Below are 18,123 nucleotides of genomic sequence, written 5' to 3'. Positions count from 1 at the left end.
CTCCTTGAAGTGGCGACATGCTGCGAGCCAGCAGTCTCGTTCACTGTGACAGAGCCTACACACATCGGATGTCCGATGTCTAGTGAGGTTAATCCAGCAGTTCACCCGCCCCCACTGACCCACCACTGCCAGCATTAGGCGATACTAAAAGCATGCTCGAGGACCGTTACACAGGAAACGTCGAGGTCGGCGGCGCAACAGACCGCCGCATTCTCGACACCCTCATCATCCGCAAAGTCGCGGTAGGCCCTATGGATAACAACACCTACCTGCTGACCTGCCGTTTAACCGGTGCACAGCTCATGATCGATGCGGCCGCCGATGCGCCAAGACTGCTGCGGCTGGTGCGCGAAGGCTCTCAAGAAAGTCGTCTCGACACTATTGTTACGACCCACTGCCACCACGATCATGTCGGAGCCCTGTCAGCTGTGGTCGCTGCCACTTCAGCTCGAACCGCAGCCAGCCCCGAGGATGCGCCGAACATACCGGTGCACACCGATCAGCTTCTACGACACGGTGACATCGTGCGGGTGGGTGTGCACAACCTTGAGGTGATTGGCCTGCGCGGACACACCCCGGGCTCCATTGCACTGCTGTACCGAGGAGATTTCTTCGGCAACCATCTGTTCACCGGAGACTCCCTATTCCCGGGCGGAGTGGGTGCCACACAGGGCGATCCGGAACGCTTTTCCCAGCTGTTTCACGACGTCACCGGTCGCATTTTCGATGTGCTGGATGACGACACCTGGGTTTATCCGGGGCACGGGCCGGACACCACACTCGGCTCAGAACGCCCGCACTTGGAGAAGTGGCGCGAACGGGGATGGTAGACGCTTCGCGCTGCGCTCACCGCCTTATTTCTGCCCCTCTTGGATGTTCCTCAGCTCGCTCTTGAGGTCTGCCACTTCATCCCTGAGCCGGGCGGCGAGTTCAAACTGTAGCTGCGCGGCAGCGGCGTGCATTTGCTCGGTCATATCGGCAATCAGCCGGGTCAACTCGCCGACTGGGTCATCACCGAGGTCCAAAGTGCGCGGCCCCGCTGCATCAATGGCGGCGCTGCGTGCGCGATCCCGGGCCACGCGTTCCTTGCCCGAACGATAGTCGGTCGCTAGCAGGGTGTCGGTGTCGATATCCTCTCGCGCGAGCATATCCGTCACATCAGCGATCTTTTTGCGCAGAGGCTGCGGATCGATGCCGTGCTCTGTGTTGTATGCGATCTGTTTCTCGCGCCGCCGGTTGGTCTCGTCGATGGCCTCACGCATTGAGTTGGTAATGGTATCGGCATACATGTGAACTTCGCCGGATACGTTTCGGGCCGCACGACCGATGGTCTGAATCAGCGAAGTGCGCGAGCGCAAGAAGCCTTCCTTATCGGCATCCAAAATGGCGACCAAGGACACCTCCGGCAGGTCAAGGCCCTCTCGCAAAAGGTTGATTCCCACCAGAACATCGAACTCTCCCAGGCGCAGACTGCGCAATAACTCAACCCGGCGCAGAGTGTCGACATCCGAGTGCAGATACCGCACCCGCACCCCGTTTTCGAGAAGATAATCGGTGAGATCTTCCGCCATACGTTTGGTCAGCGTCGTCACCAAAACTCGTTCATTTTTGCCTACCCGCTGCTCAATTTCAGCTCGTAGATCATCAATCTGCCCCTTCACGGGCTTCATGATGATTTCGGGATCCACTAAACCGGTGGGGCGGATGATCTGTTCAACCACCCCGTTGCTGCGTTCCAACTCGTACGCAGCGGGGGTGGCCGACAGATACACGGTTTGGCCTGTGCGCTCAACGAACTCATCAAACGTTAAAGGACGATTGTCCAGTGCAGATGGAAGCCGGAAGCCGAAATCGACCAGCGTTCGCTTCCGAGAACGATCTCCCTCGAACATGGCCCCGATCTGCGGAACGGTTTGATGGGATTCATCCAGCACGAGCAGGAAGTCCTCTGGGAAATAATCCAACAGGGTGTTCGGCGGTGTGCCCGGCCCGCGTCCGTCGAGGTGACGCGAATAGTTTTCTACCCCGTTAGTGGTTCCCATCTGCCGCAGCATTTCCAGATCGTGAGTTGTGCGCATGCGCAGCCTTTGAGCTTCCAAAAGCTTGTTCTGGGATTCGAGCTCCGCCAGGCGTTCGCCCAGCTCTTTTTCGATGGACTCCACCGCGCGCGCCAGGCGCTCAGGGCCGGCTACGTAGTGAGAAGCAGGGAAGACATGGATTTGCTGTTCTTCCCGGATTACCTCCCCGGTGACCGGGTGCAGAGTGTAGAGCGCGTCAATTTCATCTCCGAAGAACTCAATTCTGAGCGCGAGTTCTTCGTACATCGGAATAATCTCGACCGTGTCTCCGCGAACTCGGAACGTTCCACGCACGAAAGAGATGTCGTTGCGGTCATACTGCATTCCGATGAAACGACGCAGGAGATCGTCCCGGTCGATGGAATCACCCACGGATAACCGGACCATGCGGTCCACATATTCCTGCGGGGTACCCAACCCGTATATGCAGGAGACAGAAGACACCACGACCACATCGCGACGGGTAAGAAGAGAATTAGTCGCTGAGTGCCTGAGCCGTTCCACCTCAGCGTTGATAGAGGAGTCTTTTTCAATGTAGGTATCCGATTGCGGAACGTATGCCTCGGGCTGATAGTAGTCGTAATACGACACAAAGTACTCGACAGCGTTGTGGGGCAGAAGTTCCCGAAATTCACTGGCGAGCTGCGCGGCCAAGGTTTTGTTGTGCGCCATCACCAAAGTGGGGCGCTGCAAGCGTTCAATCAGCCACGCAGTCGTCGCGCTCTTGCCGGTACCGGTGGCACCGAGCAAAACAACATCACGCTCACCAGCTTCAATGCGCCGGGCGAGTTCGTCAATGGCCTGCGGCTGGTCGCCCGACGGGCGGTACTGCGAGACCACCTCAAAAGGATGAACGGAACGGACAAGATCAGTGACTGGACGCATACGGTCAGCCTAGTGCGCCCCTACGACATACCAACTGCGGCCTTACGGTTCTCAGCGCTGAGCGCAACCCTTCCGCATTTCACAACGCCCAGCGGTCACCTCACCACGCGTAGCTCAGGGCCGACGGTGATGCGGCGGGTTGTCGTACAGCTCATGCTCAGCATGATGGAGAACGTTGGAGACTAACGCCGCAATATGCTCATCGGGCTGAGAGTAAAAAATGCTCGTGCCATCCCGCCTAGCCAGCACTAGCCGCCCGGCACGGAGCTTAGCGAGATGCTGGGAAATCATCGGCCCTCGTTTGCCGAGAATTTCGCTGATCTCCCCCACCGACTTCTCGGTTCCGTGCAACATAGCCAGAATCGTCAGGCGAGTGGGATCTGCGAGAAGGCGAAGAACGGACACCGCGATATCGATTTCGTGCTGATCAGGAACAGGCGCGGGTGCATTAGTCACCCCACGATTATGCCTGGCGCACAGTCCCCGTTCGGGGCGTTCCATGGTCCCCAGCACGATTTTCACAGGTCAATTTTTGCCGCACCCGCCATCCTCGCATCGAAGACCAGGCGAGAACAGTCCCTGTACAGGTCAAAGCGGCTAATACCCCGATGGACGTGGTCAATCCCAAACCTCCTACCCACCCAACCACCGGGTACGCCATGAGCCAACACAGGTGCGATAGAGAAAACTGGGCGGCAAAAACGTCCGGGAGCTCGGCGGGCGCCACCCGTTGCCGCAGCAACTGCCCCACCGGCGTCTCCACCACGGCCCAGCCAAAACCAATCGCCATCCATAAAACTCCCAGCACCACCGGGAGGTTCTCGACGGACGTCACCAGCACCGCAGCAGTGAGCGCGAGCATCGCACCGGCTAGTACCAGCGCTCCGACCAATTGGGTGCGCGCAATACCAATCCGAGCTAGAACAGAGGGCACGGTGAAGGCCCCGACCATGGATCCAAGCCCGTTGATCGCAAGCATCACCGCCACGAAAGACTCTCCTCCGCCCAAGGGACCGCGGACAATCACCACGGTTTGCACAAGAACAAAGGCACCCCCAAAGGACACTGCGACATTGAGCGCAATCAGTGTCCGCAGCGCCGGGTCCACGCCGAAATACGCAAAACCCGCTCGCATTCGGGAGACACCCTGCCTAAGTTCGCCGAGAGCCCGTGTACCGCCCATAACCAGCATCCCAAGAATAGAATGCTTTTCCGCGCTGACCAGCGACCTGGTTCGACCAATGCACATTCTCTCTTGCTCAGCTAATCCCGTGCGCCGAGGTAGAGCACTCGTTGCCACAATGGCCGCTGAGCAGGAAAAGCCCGCAGCGGTTATCCAAAACAACTGCGGTCCTGGCAGAACCATTAACACAACAGCCGCACAGAGAGGAGAAAGAGCCGCTTCGAGGTCGTAGGCGAGGCGCGACAGAGACAGCGCGTAGGTGTACTCATCCTCATCGGTGATGACCTGGGGAATCATCGCCTGGAATGCGGGGGTAAACGTCGCTGACGCAGCCTGAAGCACAAACACCAACAGGTACAGCTGCCAGATATCCGTGGCGAAAGGCAGAAGGACAACGGCGACCAGGCGCACAATGTCTGCCGACACTAAAAGATTGCGCCGTGAAATCCAGGCGAACAGTGCCGATGCTGCTGGTGCAACCAGAACATAGGCGATCATTTTGATCGCAAGTGCGGTACCGAGGACTGCCCCGGCATGCTCCGGATTGAGACGGTATGCCAGCAGCCCGAGAGCAACGGTGGCAATACCGGTGCCGCTGAGGGCGATCACCTGGGCGCTAAACAGCCGTCGATACAGAGGATTTTTAAGGGGATGAAGAATCCGCACCCCCACACTATATTCATGTGTGCGCAGTTTTGAACATAACCTAGTGGAAGTTCAACTGTTCGCACACGCGAACCCAGGCACAGCGAGCACGATCCATAAGGACATCCCTGCCCCCCGTATTGAGCACCAGCACATCAGCTCTGCGCACACGCTCGAGATCACTCACCTGCGCAGCGATCACCGATTCATAGAACTCCCGAGAACGACCTCGTTCGGACACCAGCCGCAAGAGCCGATCCTCCCGCCTCGCCAGCACAGCCACCACTAGCTCGTAATCACGTTCGCGACGCTTCTCCAAAAGCAACGGATTATCGTGCACCACCAACCGGGCACCCTCCGCCTGCAACAGCGCATGCTGGCGTCTGACCTCGGCATCAACCCGGCCCAACACAATGGCTTCCAGATCAGCCCGTGCCCGAGTATCCGCAAACACGATCGCCGCCAACGCCTGACGATCAATGGCGCCATCCGCCGCCACAATTCGAGACCCAAACCGCTCAATAGCCAAACCCGCCCCCGGCGAACCCGGGGCATCCAAAACTGCCCGTGACATCGCGTCCAAATCGAGAACCGGCACACCAGCCCCACGCCAAATCGACGCCACCGTTGACTTCCCCGAGCCGATTCCACCGGTCAAACCCACCACGTGCATGAGATCACCATACGACGAGCAGTCAGCGGGTGGGCAGATAGCGGGCCACACCCCTATCGTGTGCGTGTGACCCCCGGAGACCTCCTGACAGACAACGGACTTTTACGCGCCCTCGACCTGCTCGGCGTGGTAGTCATGGGAATTGTCGGCGGTGCACTAGCCCGGCGCCTGCGCTTTGACGCCATCGGCTTCGCCGTCATCGGCATGGTATCCGGACTCGGCGGTGGCATCGTTCGAGACCTCGTCATCGTCCAGGGGGTACCCGCAGCCTTCGCCGGGCCGTGGTACCTGGTCTGCGCGCTGATCGGTTCTACATTCGCCTTCTTAGTGCGCACCGACGGCCGAGGATGGCGGATCGTGATCGGAGTCCTCGACGCCGTCGCGCTTGGGCTGTGGGCAGCGACCGGAACGGCTAAGTCCCTCGCCGCAGGCCTGGACGTGCTCCCGGCTATTCTGCTCGGCGTGATATCGGCGGTAGGCGGAGGCGCCATCCGCGACATTATGGTCGGACGCATCCCCGTCATCTTCGGGGGTGGACCGCTGTACGCAACCTCGGCCCTGCTCTCCTCCGTAGCGACCGTCGCCGTAGTCCTCTCCCCCGTCCCCGCCTGGTTCGTCATTCCCGCTGCCGGGCTCGGGGCCATGCTCGCAATTTTGTCCGCCTGGAAACGCTGGCACCTTCCCACGCACACAGACTGGTCGGTCACCCTATCGGCCTCGCAGCTGCGCTCACTCGTGCGTCGCACTCGGCGCGCTGAACGCCAACGCATCGCCTCCCAAACCGGCCAGATCTCAGTGGTCGACCTCGACGGAGATGACCTCGCCGACGACGCCCAGCGCTTCCGCGGATAGAGTATTCGCATTCAAAACCGCAGTGCCCCTACACGCAAAGCGTCCCCATCCAGGCAGCAGAACAAACCAGCTCGCAATCTGCTAGGAACTGATCGCCCCGTATGCGGCGAGCAACAAGGCCGGATCAGGACCCTCCAAACGCGTCGGACGTCCAATCGCATCGAGCACAACAAACCGAAGCATCGATCCGCGGGCCTTCTTATCTCGACGCATTGCGCCTTCAAGCTGAGCCCAGCGATCCCCCCGGTACGTCACCGGCAAACCCAATGAGATCAACACACTCCGATGCCGATCAACATCGGCTTCGCTAAGTTTTCCCGCTAAATGAGCGAGCTCAGCGGCAAATACCATGCCGATAGACACTGCAGCACCGTGCCGCCATTGGTAACGTTCACAGCGTTCAATTGCATGAGCCAAGGTGTGGCCGTAGTTCAAGATCTCCCGCAACCCTGATTCCCGCAGATCCTGCCCGACAACCTCGGCCTTAATGCGGATCTTACGCACGAGGACCTGCGCAAAGACATCGCTTGTCACGTCGAGAGCCGCCTCAGGATCCGCTTCAATCAGATCCAAAATCGTCGGATCAGCGATGAACCCTCCCTTCACCACCTCAGCCAGGCCAGCAGCGATGTCATGACGAGGCAATGTCTTCAAAAGATCGAGATCTGCTAAAACCGCGATGGGCGTATGGAAAGCACCAACTAAGTTCTTCCCCTCAGCCGTATTAATTCCAGTTTTACCGCCAACCGCAGCATCAACCACAGCGGCAACCGTCGTCGGAATCTGGAGGACATCAATTCCGCGCAACCAGGTCGCCGCTGCAAACCCCGCCAAATCCGTGGTGGCACCGCCCCCGAAACCAATCACCAGATCAGAACGGGTCATGTCTGCCTGACCAAAAACCTGCCATAAAAAGGCCGCAACCTGAGAGGTTTTCGCGGCTTCCCCGTCCGGAACCTCCGCTAAAAAAACCGTGCGTGACTGAGAGACTGGAATGGATGCTTGAGCAGCCGAACTGGACAATAACTCGCGCAATTGCGCGGCGCGCTCCGCCAGCGTCGGAGGATGAACAATGACGATAGTGCGCACATGCTCTGGCACCGCCGCGAGCAGAGGATGACGATCACCCTCACCAGACCAGTTGGGGTCCAACAGTCCCCGGCCTACACGCACCTCGTATCCTCCGGTATCCGTCGTCACGGGGATGGTCACGGGTAGTACCTGGGGCGAGGTCATCACAGACTCTCCTTGCCGATCATGGGGGTTATAGATGGACGAACCGAGGTTTCGCTGGGTAGATGGAAGTCATGAAGGATCTGCTGGACTAAATCTTCAACGGATCTCGACGCATCGAGGGTCACGTCTGCCAGCTCTCGATAAATGGGCTCACGTTCCTCAGCAATCCTGCACCAACGCGTCATAGCCGTTTTCGTATCGGCACCGGCCAGCAAGGGCCGTGTTAATCGCGACGCGCCTGTGCGCTCGCTGCCGAGCCGATCCTCCGCAGCCTCACTCGGCAGACGCAAGTAAATCGTCAAGTGCGGACGTAACGCCGTCCTCACCTGCGCGATCGTGGGGGCACCACCGCCCAGAGCCACCACCGGCCCCGCTTGATGAGCACGAGAAAAGCCCGAAAGATCGGTAGCCGCGCCCTCCGGGCCAGACAGCACCGACAGCACCGCATCTTGTTCTGCTTCCCGGAAACCGACTTCACCCACAGCAGCAAAGATCTCCGGGATCGTGCGGCCGAGGCGCTGCGCAACCACCTCGTCTGTGTCGATGAACGGACACTCCAGAACCCGGGCAAGATGCGTTCCCACCGTGGTTTTGCCCGCACCCATCGGGCCGATCAGCACAATCACAGCGCACTCATCCCAGACCAGACTGAGTCCGACCGGCCTTGAGATGGGCCCGAATCTCAGCGACGCTGTCTCCGCCGGCTTTCTCAATCAGGGCATCTGCCAAGGTGATCGCCACCATCGCTTCAGCGATCACAGCAGCTGGCGCCACCGCACACACATCGGATCGCTGGTGGTGGGCCCGAGTGTCCTCACCGGTGGCGACGTCGATCGTGCGCAAGGCGTGAGGAACGGTTGAAATCGGTTTCATGGCACCACGAACACGGAGCACCTGGCCGTTGGTTATTCCACCTTCAAGACCACCGGCACGATTACTCAATCGTCGGCTGCCGGAACCGTCGCTTGCGGAGGCATCAGCGACAATCTCGTCGTGCGCCACCGATCCTCGACGTCTGGCGGTTGCGAAGCCATCTCCGATCTCCACCCCTTTAAAGGCTTGGATCGACATGATCGCCTGGGCAAGTTTGCCATCTAAACGGCGGTCCCACTGGGTATGCGAACCTAAACCAATGGGCACACCGTACGCAAGAACTTCGACCACACCGCCAAGTGTGTCGCCGTCGGCCCGGCAACGATCCACTTCCTCGACCATGGCTGTGGACGTCTCCGAGTGAAAACACCGCAACGGGTCAGTATCGAGCTGCGGACCATCATCCGGGCTCGGTAACGGGGCATCCTCAGGTACCGCAACGGGCCCAACCGCCACCGTGTGAGAGACCAGCCGTATTCCCGCCGTCTGTTCGAGGAGCGCAGCACATAGCGCCCCGACCACAACCCGGGCAGCGGTCTCGCGGGCACTAGCCCGCTCGAGAATCGGTCTCGCCTCACGATGCCCATATTTCAGCATCCCCGCGAGATCAGCATGGCCTGGACGCGGACGGGTCAACGGACGGTTGCGCGCAATCTCTCGCTCATCCCCTGTGCCAGCATCAATGAGCAGATCCTCCGGGGGAACCGGATCAGGAGACATCACCTTCTCCCACTTCGGCCACTCCGTGTTGCCAATTTCCACTGCGAGCGGCGAGCCCAAAGTAAGGCCATGGCGCAGCCCCGCGAGCACTCTCACCTCATCGCGTTCAAACGCCTGGCGCGAACCGCGCCCGTAGCCGAGCCGACGCCGGGCTAAAACATCTCGAATATCGTCGGAGCACACTCTCACCCCCGCGGGGAAGCCGTCTACGGTCGCCAACAGAGAGGGGCCGTGCGATTCACCAGCTGTGAGCCATCGAAGCATACGGTCGATTCTCCCACGCCGCTGCTATCGTTTCCGACCAGCAGGTCGTTCATGGACACGGCATGTGTCCGCAGGTGCCGACCCCGCCACTCAGTCTTCGCCGAGTTCTTCGGATTCCAAAGGAACGAGTTCTTCCACGAGGTCCACCACCTCCGCAATCGATGGCAGCACTCGCCACGGGCGATAGGGGAACCGAGTGATCTGGTCTCGGGTGGTTGAACCCGTGAGAACCAGAATTGTACGCATACCGGCTTCGAGACCGGAGATGACGTCGGTATCCATCCGGTCACCGATCATCATGGTGGTCTCCGAGTGCGCCTCGATCCGATTCAACGCGCTGCGCATCATGAGCGGATTTGGTTTGCCCACGTAATAAGGCTTGATCCCCGTGGCTTCCGTTATGAGTGCGGCAACTGATCCGGTTGCCGGAAGTGGCCCTTCAGCTGATGGCCCCGTGGCATCCGGGTTGGTGGCGATGAACTTTGCCCCTCGCCCGATCAGTCGAATCGCCGTCGTGATCGCTTCAAATGAATAGGTGCGAGTTTCCCCAAGAACCACGTATTCGGGATCCGTATTAGACAGAACAAAACCGGCGTCGTGCATTGCACTGGTCAGGCCTGCTTCCCCGATGACGTAGGCCGAGGACCCGGGCGACTGTTCGGCAAGGAACTGCGCGGTTGCCAGAGCACTAGTCCAAATAGCCTCTTCCGGAAGGTCGATGCCAGAGCGCTGTAGCCGAGCACGAAGGTCCCGCGGCGTAAAAATGGAGTTGTTTGTCAGCACCAGGAAACGTCGCCCGTTGCGGCGCAACGCGTCAATGAACTCAGAAGCCCCTGGAAGAGCCTTGTCTTCGTGCACTAGCACACCGTCCATATCGGTGAGCCAGGTATGAACCGAGTGCGCAGGTGAGGTCGTCATAGCTCTAGTGTGCCGTACCGCGGTCACCTTCTGTTATCGAGCCCGCTTCCGGTAATGAACGCGGGGTGCCCCACCCCGAGTTCTCCGCGCACCGCCCCACCGGGTAACGGAGCAATAACCAGCGCATTGGGGTCGCGGCGAATATGCTCTCTGCGACGCACAGTTGGAAGGTTCCAGGTATCGAGCACAGACCCGTCTTGCGCACTCAGCCGAGACAGCTGCATAGTGTTTCCCGTTCCAAAGGAGCCGTCAAATAAGACGGTGGGACAAGAAATAGCGATGATCCCGAATCCACTGGCCATCCGGGTGCGGGCATCATCTAATCCGCAATGTTTAAGGGGGCGCGTCCACCTCATCGTACCGGTGATCAGATCAATAGATTCGACAGCTGTCGCGGTGGTGACGATCAGTGTTCCGTCTTGTCCGGCGACAGCCCGGGTCACAGATGTTGCCGCGGAAGCGGGTAGCCGAACTGGTTTGTCGGGGTCTGCTCCGACTGCCCAGACAGCATCCCCCAGTTTCACCACGGTCGAGGTCGGCAGAGATCTCACCGACCAGTCGGTTCGTCCTTTCAGAGCGGGCAGGTTCACAGGGTGTTCGATGCCGCCGACGTCGATTCGCACTAGTGCGTCGTGGGCAGAACGCACCATGAGACCGTGTGGTCCGACGGATAACGGAATCCCCTCGATGCCCGGGCCTAGTGGGCCTCGATCGGGGTCGATCAGATAGGTGCGCCCGTCCTCTAACACGGCACCGGTAAATCCCGGCAGCGGCCCGGAAACATTGCGTATCCCCGGGGACATGGGAGTCACAGGATCGACGACAGCTCTCGCGTAACGGGCGCTATGCACCGAACCTTCTGGCAGATGACGCACAACATTTTGGCTCAGCGGTAAGTCCAATCCGGTCACGCCCGGTGCCGGAAAACCCCACCCGGGTTCCAGGTCGGCGTGAGCACGCGCATCCGCTAGGTCCGACGATGCGAGCGGGGCACTCCATATCTCGGCTCCATCTGATCGTCGCTGACCGGTCAGCCTGCAACCGTTCCCGAAGGTGTCCGGGGCGATGGTGCAGCGGGCATAGATTATTGCTCTTTTGGAGGCCGCAACGGGTATCCCCTGATGAGCAGGGCCCTCGCGCTGTGGCTCACTGCCAGCCTCGAAAGACCTGGTGGTCGTACCGTGCAGGCCAAAGGTGGTGACAAAAACCGTGGAGGTTCCCGGAATAGTGGTCACCATGGGGCTTTGTTCAATCTCCGCCGGGAGACTATCCGTGGTCATCACCACGTTATGCCAGGTCACTCGGCCTTCGGAGGACAGTAGCGTGAGGCGAACCCCGGTGGCAATATCGTCCTTATCGCCTCCACGTAGCTGCACCCGAAGCACGCGGTCACCGTGCTCGGTGGATATCGGCCACATTGACATTGTTCCCTGGCGCACGAGACCAATCTGCCGAGCCTCGAGGGCCCATAGCCGTACGAGGCGTTCGGGCACCATGTAGGACGCAAAGGCCACGATGAGAATGAGAAACAGAACGAAGGGAATGAGAATGGCGGGTCTGCGCCATCGCCGACCCATATGTTTTTGCCTGTTTCTCACGTAATTATCATATCTTTCATCCGATTTAGATCGTTGTAGTTTCGGCCTGTCCAGCCAAAGTCCAGGGCCGATTTATCATCGTCCGGGATCGCCTCACCATCGTCGAGAACCGACGCATTGAATCGACATATTAAATGTGATGAGGGGCGGTGCCATATGGCACCGCCCCTCATCACATCGCTGTGACCGGTTCAGCTCCGATCAACCGCGAGTGTTAGTCCAAATCAGTTACCGGTGAGCTTTTCGCGCAGGGCAGCCAGCGCCTCGTCGGAGGCCAGGGTGCCAGCGTCGGCCGGGCTGGACTGGTAGGAGGTTGCTCCTCCATTTGCTGCGGGGGCGCCTGCAGCCGGTGCAGCAGCGCTCTCGTCCTCGGCCTTCAGAGCCTCGGCAACCTGAGCCTTGTGCTGGTTCCACCGCTCGTATGCCTTGGCGTACTCGCTCTCCCAGTCTTCGCGCTGCTTCTCGTAACCCGGGAGCCATTCGTTGGTCTCCGGGTCGAAGCCCTCGGGGTACTTGTACTCGCCGTTCTCGTCGTACTCTGCGGCCATACCGTACAGAGCCGGGTCGAAGGTGGTGTCGTCACCCTCGGGATCGACACCCTCGTTCGCCTGCTTGAGCGACAGGGAGATCCGACGACGTTCGAGGTCGATGTCGATGACCTTGACGAACACGTCCTGGTCAACGGTGACAACCTGCTCGGGCAGATCCACGTGGCGCACAGCCAGCTCGGAAATGTGCACGAGGCCCTCGATGCCGTCCTCCACGCGCACGAAGGCGCCGAAGGGAACCAGCTTGGTGACCTTACCGGGCACGACCTGGCCAATGGCGTGGGTGCGTGCGAAGTGCTGCCACGGATCTTCCTGAGTGGCCTTCAGCGACAGGGAGACACGCTCGCGGTCCATGTCGACATCGAGCACCTGGACGGTGACCGGGGTACCAACCTCGACAACCTCGCTCGGGTGGTCGATGTGCTTCCAGGACAGCTCAGAGACGTGCACGAGGCCGTCCACACCGCCGAGATCGACGAATGCGCCGAAGTTGACGATGGAGGAGACGTGACCGTCGCGAATCTGGCCCTTCTGGAGGGTCTGCAGGAAGTCGCTGCGCACGGCCGACTGGGTCTGCTCGAGGTAGGCGCGGCGGGAAAGGACCACGTTGTTGCGGTTCTTATCCAGCTCGATGATTTTCGCCTCGAGTTCCTGACCGACATACGGCTGCAGGTCACGCACGCGGCGCATTTCAACGAGGGAGGCGGGTAGGAAGCCACGCAGACCGATATCGACGATGAGGCCGCCCTTGACAACCTCGATGACGGTGCCGGTGACAACGCCGTCGTCTTCCTTGATCTGCTCGATCGTGCCCCAGGCGCGCTCGTACTGCGCACGCTTCTTGGACAGGATCAGACGGCCTTCTTTGTCCTCCTTCTGCAGGACCAAGGCCTCGATCTCGTCGCCGACCTCAACCACCTCACCGGGGTCAACGTCGTGCTTGATGGACAGCTCACGGGAGGGGATAACACCCTCGGTCTTGTAGCCGATATCGAGGAGAACCTCGTCACGGTCGACCTTCACCACGGTGCCCTCGACGATGTCGCCATCGTTGAAGTACTTGATGGTCGAGTCGATGGCGGCCATGAAATCATCGGCGCTGCCGATATCGTTGATGGCGATCTGGGGTGCCGCGTTGGCGTCGGTCACGCTGGTCATGTAGGTCGAAGCTCCGTCGGGACAGAAATGAGTAGGGACAGTATTCTGAATGCTGCCTGCGTGGCTACGAACCGCACCCATTCCAAGTTGTCACAGGCCAGACAAAGCCGGGACCTGCAATTAGAACCTGCAATCTAGAGTCAGCGGAAGGTCGCAACACAGATGCATCTGAGTCTAGCCCGCCCTTGATCCATGGTCAAAGACATTCCCGCACGAATTTTTCCAGCCCGATCGCGCTGCCATACTCGCCCGGAGGCGTTATGACCAACCCCATCCGCCATCCCAACCCGCAGCCGAAACCCCTTCAGCCTGATTCTCTGACCGCTGAGCTCACCGAGGACTCCGCGGCACACCGCAATTTCTGGGATGTCGAAGCACCCTCCTACATCGCCGAGCATCGGCATGATCTAGGCGATGTCGAACTGTCCTGGGGCCCAGAACGCCTGCTCGAACGCGACGCTCAACTGCTCGGCCCACTGGAGGAACTGCGCCGGGGCCGAGTTCTCGAAGTAGGTTGCGGAGCAGCACAAGGCAGCCGATGGCTGCTCTCCCAGGGAATCGACGTCATCGGGTGTGATCTCTCTCGCGGAATGCTCGACCAAGCGAGACGCCTCGATGACGAAAGCGGAATCTGCGTCCCGACAGTTCAAGCCGACATTTTGAAGCTTCCGTTCGAGGACGCGTCCTTCACCCATGTCTTCACCAGTTACGGCGCATTCCCCTTCGTCGCAGATCTGGACACAGCGCTGCGGCAGGTCGCCCGAGTTCTGTGCGACGGCGGGCGATTTGTCGCCTCAGTCAGCCACCCAGTGCGCTGGGCCTTCCCCGATGACCCGTCGGAACGCGGCCTACGCGCTGACCGCCCATATTTCGATCGAACCCCGTATACAGAACACGATGAGCAAGGACGGCTCAGCTACAGCGAACATCACCGTACCCTCGGCGACTGGGTTCGCCACCTGGTCGCCGCAGGGTTCACGATTGTCGACCTGGTCGAACCCGAATGGTCACCACACGCCCGCACCTGGGGCGGATGGTCCAAAGTGCGCGGAGAGATACTTCCCGGCACCGCCATCTGGTGTTGCACACGCCAGGACCGATGAACCCCACGCTGTTCGAGCGTGAACGATCAACTCGACGGTTCTGCTCAGTGCGCTGCCGCCGCCCACGTCGGACCTGTTCCCACCGAAACTTCTAAAGGCACCGACAGATCGTACGCGCCGCCCATCTGCTCCACCACTAGCTGGCGCACCTCAGATTCCTCGCCCGGCGCAATGTCCAACACCAGTTCATCGTGCACCTGAAGCAGCATCCGCGATTGCAAAGCGCGCGCGGTCAACTCCCGTTGCACACCCAGCATCGCCAGCTTGATGATGTCGGCAGCTGAACCCTGAATAGGCGAGTTTAATGCGACCCGCTCGGCATTCTCCCGACGCTGACGGTTATCCGAACCGAGGTCGGGAAGATAACGCCTGCGTCCGAGAATCGTCTCGGTGTACCCCTTCTCCCGGGCAGTCTCCACCGAGGCGCGCAAATAGTCCCGCACCTTTCCAAACCGTTCAAAATAGCCGTCACGCAACGCGGTCGCCTCCGTCTGGCTGATATGCAGCTGACGAGCCAAACCAAAGGCAGACAGGCCGTATGCGAGCCCATAGGAGACGGCTTTGGTCTTTGAGCGCATGGCGCTGTCCACCTCGTCCGCAGCCACCCCGAACACCCGGGAGGCAACAAACACGTGTAAGTCCTCACCGCTGCGGAATGCTTCAATCAGTCCTTCATCCCCGCACAGATGAGCCATGATGCGCATTTCAATCTGCGAATAGTCAGCAGTCATTAAAGTGTCAAAACCGTCGCTGCATCGGAAGGCTTCCCGAATTCGCCGCCCCTCAGCTGTACGCGCGGGAATATTCTGCAAATTGGGACTGTTCGAGGACAGTCGACCGGTAGCCGCAATGTTTTGGTGGAACGTCGTATGAATGCGGCCATCGTCGGCAATAGATTTGCGCAACGTTTCGATAATCTGACGCATCTTAGTGACATCGCGGTGAGCGAGCAGATGCTCGAGGAACGGATGTCCGGTCCGCGCAAACAGATCGGTCAGGGATTCCGCATCCGTTGAATAGCCGGTTTTAGTCTTCCGGGTTTTCGGCATGTCCAAGCGCGTAAACAGCACCTCTTGAAGCTGCTTCGGTGAACCAAGATTGATCCGGTCCCCACCGATTTCCGCAAAAGCCGCTTCGGCAACCTCACGCTGACGCTGCGCATGTGCGGCATCGAGATCTGACAGCACGGTGTCATCGGTGGCAATACCGATCGCTTCCATATCTGCGATCACCGACTGTAACGGCAGTTCCAAGGTCTCTAGCAGATTCTCGGCTCCGCGGGCAGCGACATCGGCCGCAAGCACCTCCCCCACCCGAGCAACCGCATCCGCCTGCCGAGCGAGCGCAGTGGCCTGGGCCGCCACACTCTCACCATCGAGATCGAGTGCAAGTTGTTCGGACGCCCCCACTTCCGCCTCGATGTCTTCATGCAAGTGGCGCAGAGCCAGTTGCGCAATGGTGGCCGGACGTTGATCAGGTCGGCACAGGAACTCGGCGATCCCCAGGTCCATCACAACCCCGCACACATCCATACCGCGCGAAGCCATAAGGTGCGCTACCCGCTTGGCATCGTGCGCCGTGAGCGGAATCTCCGGGTCAGATAACCAAGCCGCTAAAGCCTTCTCCGCCTCCGAGGTGAGATCACTTAAGGCAACCACGGCGACCCCATCGCAGCCAGCAATCGCCAGGTGATGAGCATCACCCGCCCCCTGTTCCCAGGTTCCGGTGGCAACCACAGCCCCGCCATCCGCTCGCCAGCGCGTCAGCGCCGCAATCAGACCATCGCCGGAATCAATCAGAGGCTTCGTCACATCGCGCGGGCTATCAGGCGCCGACGGAGCAGCCGGGGCCTCAGGAGCATCTGCCAAAAACAGATCCGGCACCCGCTGCCTGATGGTGTGAAACGCAAGATTGTCGAAGACCTCTGCAAGCGCCTGACGCGAGCCGCGTCCAAGCCGATACAGTGCATCGTCATCAGGAAGATCGAGGGTGGTCACCGCCGCGTTCATGCGCCGGTTGCGCTCAACATCGTCGAGGTGATCGCGCAGGGACTGCCCTGCCTTCCCTTTAATCTCTTCCGCCCTGGCCACAATCTGCTCCAAGGAGCCGTACATGCCAATCCACTTCGCGGCGGTTTTCGGCCCCACCCCCGGCACCCCTGGAAGGTTATCGGCGCTCTCCCCCACGAGCGCTGCCAGCTCCGGATACTGCTGCGGGGTCACACCGTACTTGTCCCACACAGCCTGTGGGGTCATCCTCACAAGGTCAGTCACGCCCTTGCGCGGCTGCAACACCGTGGTCTGGTCATCGACTAACTGAATGGCATCCCGGTCAGAAGTGCACACCAAGACCTCACCCCCGCGTTGTGAGATTCTGCGGGCAAGTGTGGCGACCACATCATCCGCTTCGTGATCCTCAGCTGTCAGCCAACACACACCCAAGGCATCGAGCACTCGCTGAATTAGCTCGATCTGTCCGATGAACTCCGGAGGAGTCGAAGCCCTACCCGCCTTGTACTGGTCGTAGATCCGGTCCCTAAAGGTGCCACCCGGAAGGTCGAACGCTACCGCAACATGGGTTGGTTTCTCCGTCGTGACCACGTTAAACAGCATGTTTGTAAAACCATAGACCGCATTCGTGGCCTGTCCCCGGCCGTCACTGAAACTCTCGGCAGGCAAGGCGAAAAACGCGCGGAACGCCATTGAGTGGCCATCAACGAGAAGCATGCGGGTCTGGTCCATGCCGCAAGTCTCGTCCACAAAGAGCGAAGCTCGCAACGCCAGAACTGGCACACGGACCACGCTCCATGACACCCTTGACCCGTGAATCGCGCTCATGCTCGCTCCCGACGCACCGCTGCGACCGACCCTGGAATCATCGAGGCGGTCCGTTCCCAGCTCCCGGGCACCCTGTGCTCGCGCATGAATATGGAGCTGTTAGACCTCTCCGCCGAGGGCGGTGTCATCCGCATGCCGGTGGCCGGGAACACCCAACCAGCCGGTCTTCTGCACGGTGGGGCATCCATTGCCCTAGCGGAAACTGTGGCATCCCTGGCCGCCTTCGTGCACGCTCGAACAATTCATGGCGACGGCGCAACCGCGGTCGGAGTCGACGTGTCGGCCACCCATCACCGGTCGGCTCGGTCGGGGGAAGTGATTGCCACCGCAACCGCCCGCCATCTCGGTAAGCAGCTGGCTTCATACCTGGTGGAGGTGACGGACAAACGCAAGCATCTGCTGTGCACCTGCACCGTCACCACTATGCTGCTACCGCCTCGAGCTGCTGAAACGGCTTAGCCTCACACGCATCAGCTAGCCCTGGGGCCAGCCAGCCGCAGGCAAGCCGGATAGTCGGGCATGCCAGCAAACAAAAGCGGCGGCACAGACCGC

At 60.1% G+C, this 18,123-nt stretch carries 15 protein-coding genes; 4 read left to right on the top strand and 11 right to left on the bottom strand.

Features of this window, described 5'->3' with window-relative positions; genetic code table 11:
- Positions 1-152: 152 nt before the first annotated feature.
- Entirely contained in the window at positions 153-830 is a 678-nt protein-coding gene (locus BN1724_RS01610; protein WP_058233953.1) for an MBL fold metallo-hydrolase, read from the top strand.
- A 24-nt stretch (positions 831-854) separates the two neighbouring features.
- On the opposite strand, the gene uvrB is transcribed toward BN1724_RS01610, so the two are convergent.
- The 4 genes from uvrB to coaE all read right to left on the bottom strand — a co-directional run bounded on the left by uvrB (position 855) and on the right by coaE (position 5,464).
- Positions 855-2,963: an excinuclease ABC subunit UvrB gene (uvrB, locus tag BN1724_RS01605; protein ID WP_058233952.1), complete on the bottom strand. Its 2,109-nt coding sequence runs from the start codon at positions 2,961-2,963 to the stop codon at positions 855-857.
- Between the two features lie 114 nt (positions 2,964-3,077).
- Positions 3,078-3,419: an ArsR/SmtB family transcription factor gene (locus tag BN1724_RS01600; protein WP_058233951.1), complete on the bottom strand. Its 342-nt coding sequence runs from the start codon at positions 3,417-3,419 to the stop codon at positions 3,078-3,080.
- Positions 3,420-3,426: 7 nt separating this feature from the next.
- Complete coding sequence (locus tag BN1724_RS01595; protein ID WP_172797061.1) at positions 3,427-4,812, bottom strand: MFS transporter; 1,386 nt, start codon at positions 4,810-4,812, stop codon at positions 3,427-3,429.
- Positions 4,813-4,852: 40 nt separating this feature from the next.
- Entirely contained in the window at positions 4,853-5,464 is a 612-nt protein-coding gene (gene coaE / locus BN1724_RS01590; RefSeq protein ID WP_058233949.1) for a dephospho-CoA kinase, read from the bottom strand.
- Positions 5,465-5,530: 66 nt separating this feature from the next.
- Between coaE and BN1724_RS01585 the strand changes: the two genes are divergently transcribed.
- Positions 5,531-6,316, top strand: a complete 786-nt coding sequence (locus BN1724_RS01585) for a trimeric intracellular cation channel family protein (RefSeq protein WP_084253075.1) — start codon at positions 5,531-5,533, stop codon at positions 6,314-6,316.
- 81 nt (positions 6,317-6,397) lie between these two features.
- Here the strand turns inward: BN1724_RS01585 and aroB are convergent, their stop codons facing one another.
- The 6 genes from aroB to rpsA all read right to left on the bottom strand — a co-directional run bounded on the left by aroB (position 6,398) and on the right by rpsA (position 13,631).
- Complete coding sequence (gene aroB / locus BN1724_RS01580; RefSeq protein ID WP_058233947.1) at positions 6,398-7,552, bottom strand: 3-dehydroquinate synthase; 1,155 nt, start codon at positions 7,550-7,552, stop codon at positions 6,398-6,400.
- Positions 7,552-8,178 (bottom strand): shikimate kinase, encoded by a 627-nt coding sequence (locus tag BN1724_RS01575; protein WP_058233946.1) that lies wholly within the window; start codon positions 8,176-8,178, stop codon positions 7,552-7,554. Before BN1724_RS01575 ends, aroB begins: the two co-directional genes overlap by 1 nt.
- A 7-nt stretch (positions 8,179-8,185) precedes the next feature.
- Entirely contained in the window at positions 8,186-9,409 is a 1,224-nt protein-coding gene (aroC, locus tag BN1724_RS01570; RefSeq protein WP_058233945.1) for a chorismate synthase, read from the bottom strand.
- A gap of 90 nt (positions 9,410-9,499) precedes the next feature.
- Complete coding sequence (locus BN1724_RS01565; RefSeq protein ID WP_058233944.1) at positions 9,500-10,327, bottom strand: HAD-IIA family hydrolase; 828 nt, start codon at positions 10,325-10,327, stop codon at positions 9,500-9,502.
- 23 nt (positions 10,328-10,350) lie between these two features.
- Positions 10,351-11,925, bottom strand: coding sequence for a hypothetical protein (locus BN1724_RS01560; protein ID WP_157085708.1), 1,575 nt, complete (start codon positions 11,923-11,925; stop codon positions 10,351-10,353).
- Positions 11,926-12,149: 224 nt separating this feature from the next.
- Complete coding sequence (rpsA, locus tag BN1724_RS01555) at positions 12,150-13,631, bottom strand: 30S ribosomal protein S1 (protein ID WP_058233942.1); 1,482 nt, start codon at positions 13,629-13,631, stop codon at positions 12,150-12,152.
- A gap of 260 nt (positions 13,632-13,891) precedes the next feature.
- Here rpsA and BN1724_RS01550 point away from each other — a divergent pair, with 260 nt between their 5' ends.
- Entirely contained in the window at positions 13,892-14,734 is an 843-nt protein-coding gene (locus BN1724_RS01550) for a class I SAM-dependent methyltransferase (protein ID WP_084252658.1), read from the top strand.
- A 44-nt stretch (positions 14,735-14,778) separates the two neighbouring features.
- Here BN1724_RS01550 and polA read toward each other — a convergent pair whose 3' ends face one another.
- Entirely contained in the window at positions 14,779-17,475 is a 2,697-nt protein-coding gene (gene polA, locus BN1724_RS01545) for a DNA polymerase I (RefSeq protein WP_058235676.1), read from the bottom strand.
- 81 nt (positions 17,476-17,556) lie between these two features.
- On the opposite strand from polA, the gene BN1724_RS01540 reads away from it, so the two are divergent.
- Entirely contained in the window at positions 17,557-18,030 is a 474-nt protein-coding gene (locus BN1724_RS01540) for a PaaI family thioesterase (protein ID WP_331709438.1), read from the top strand.
- Positions 18,031-18,123: the final 93 nt, after the last annotated feature.

Source organism: Devriesea agamarum (genome assembly GCF_900070355.1).
In the GTDB taxonomy this organism is placed as follows: Bacteria; Actinomycetota; Actinomycetes; order Actinomycetales; family Dermabacteraceae; genus Devriesea; species Devriesea agamarum.
Note: the sequence above shows the minus strand (reverse complement) of the source record. Positions and strands in the feature narration are given on the sequence as shown.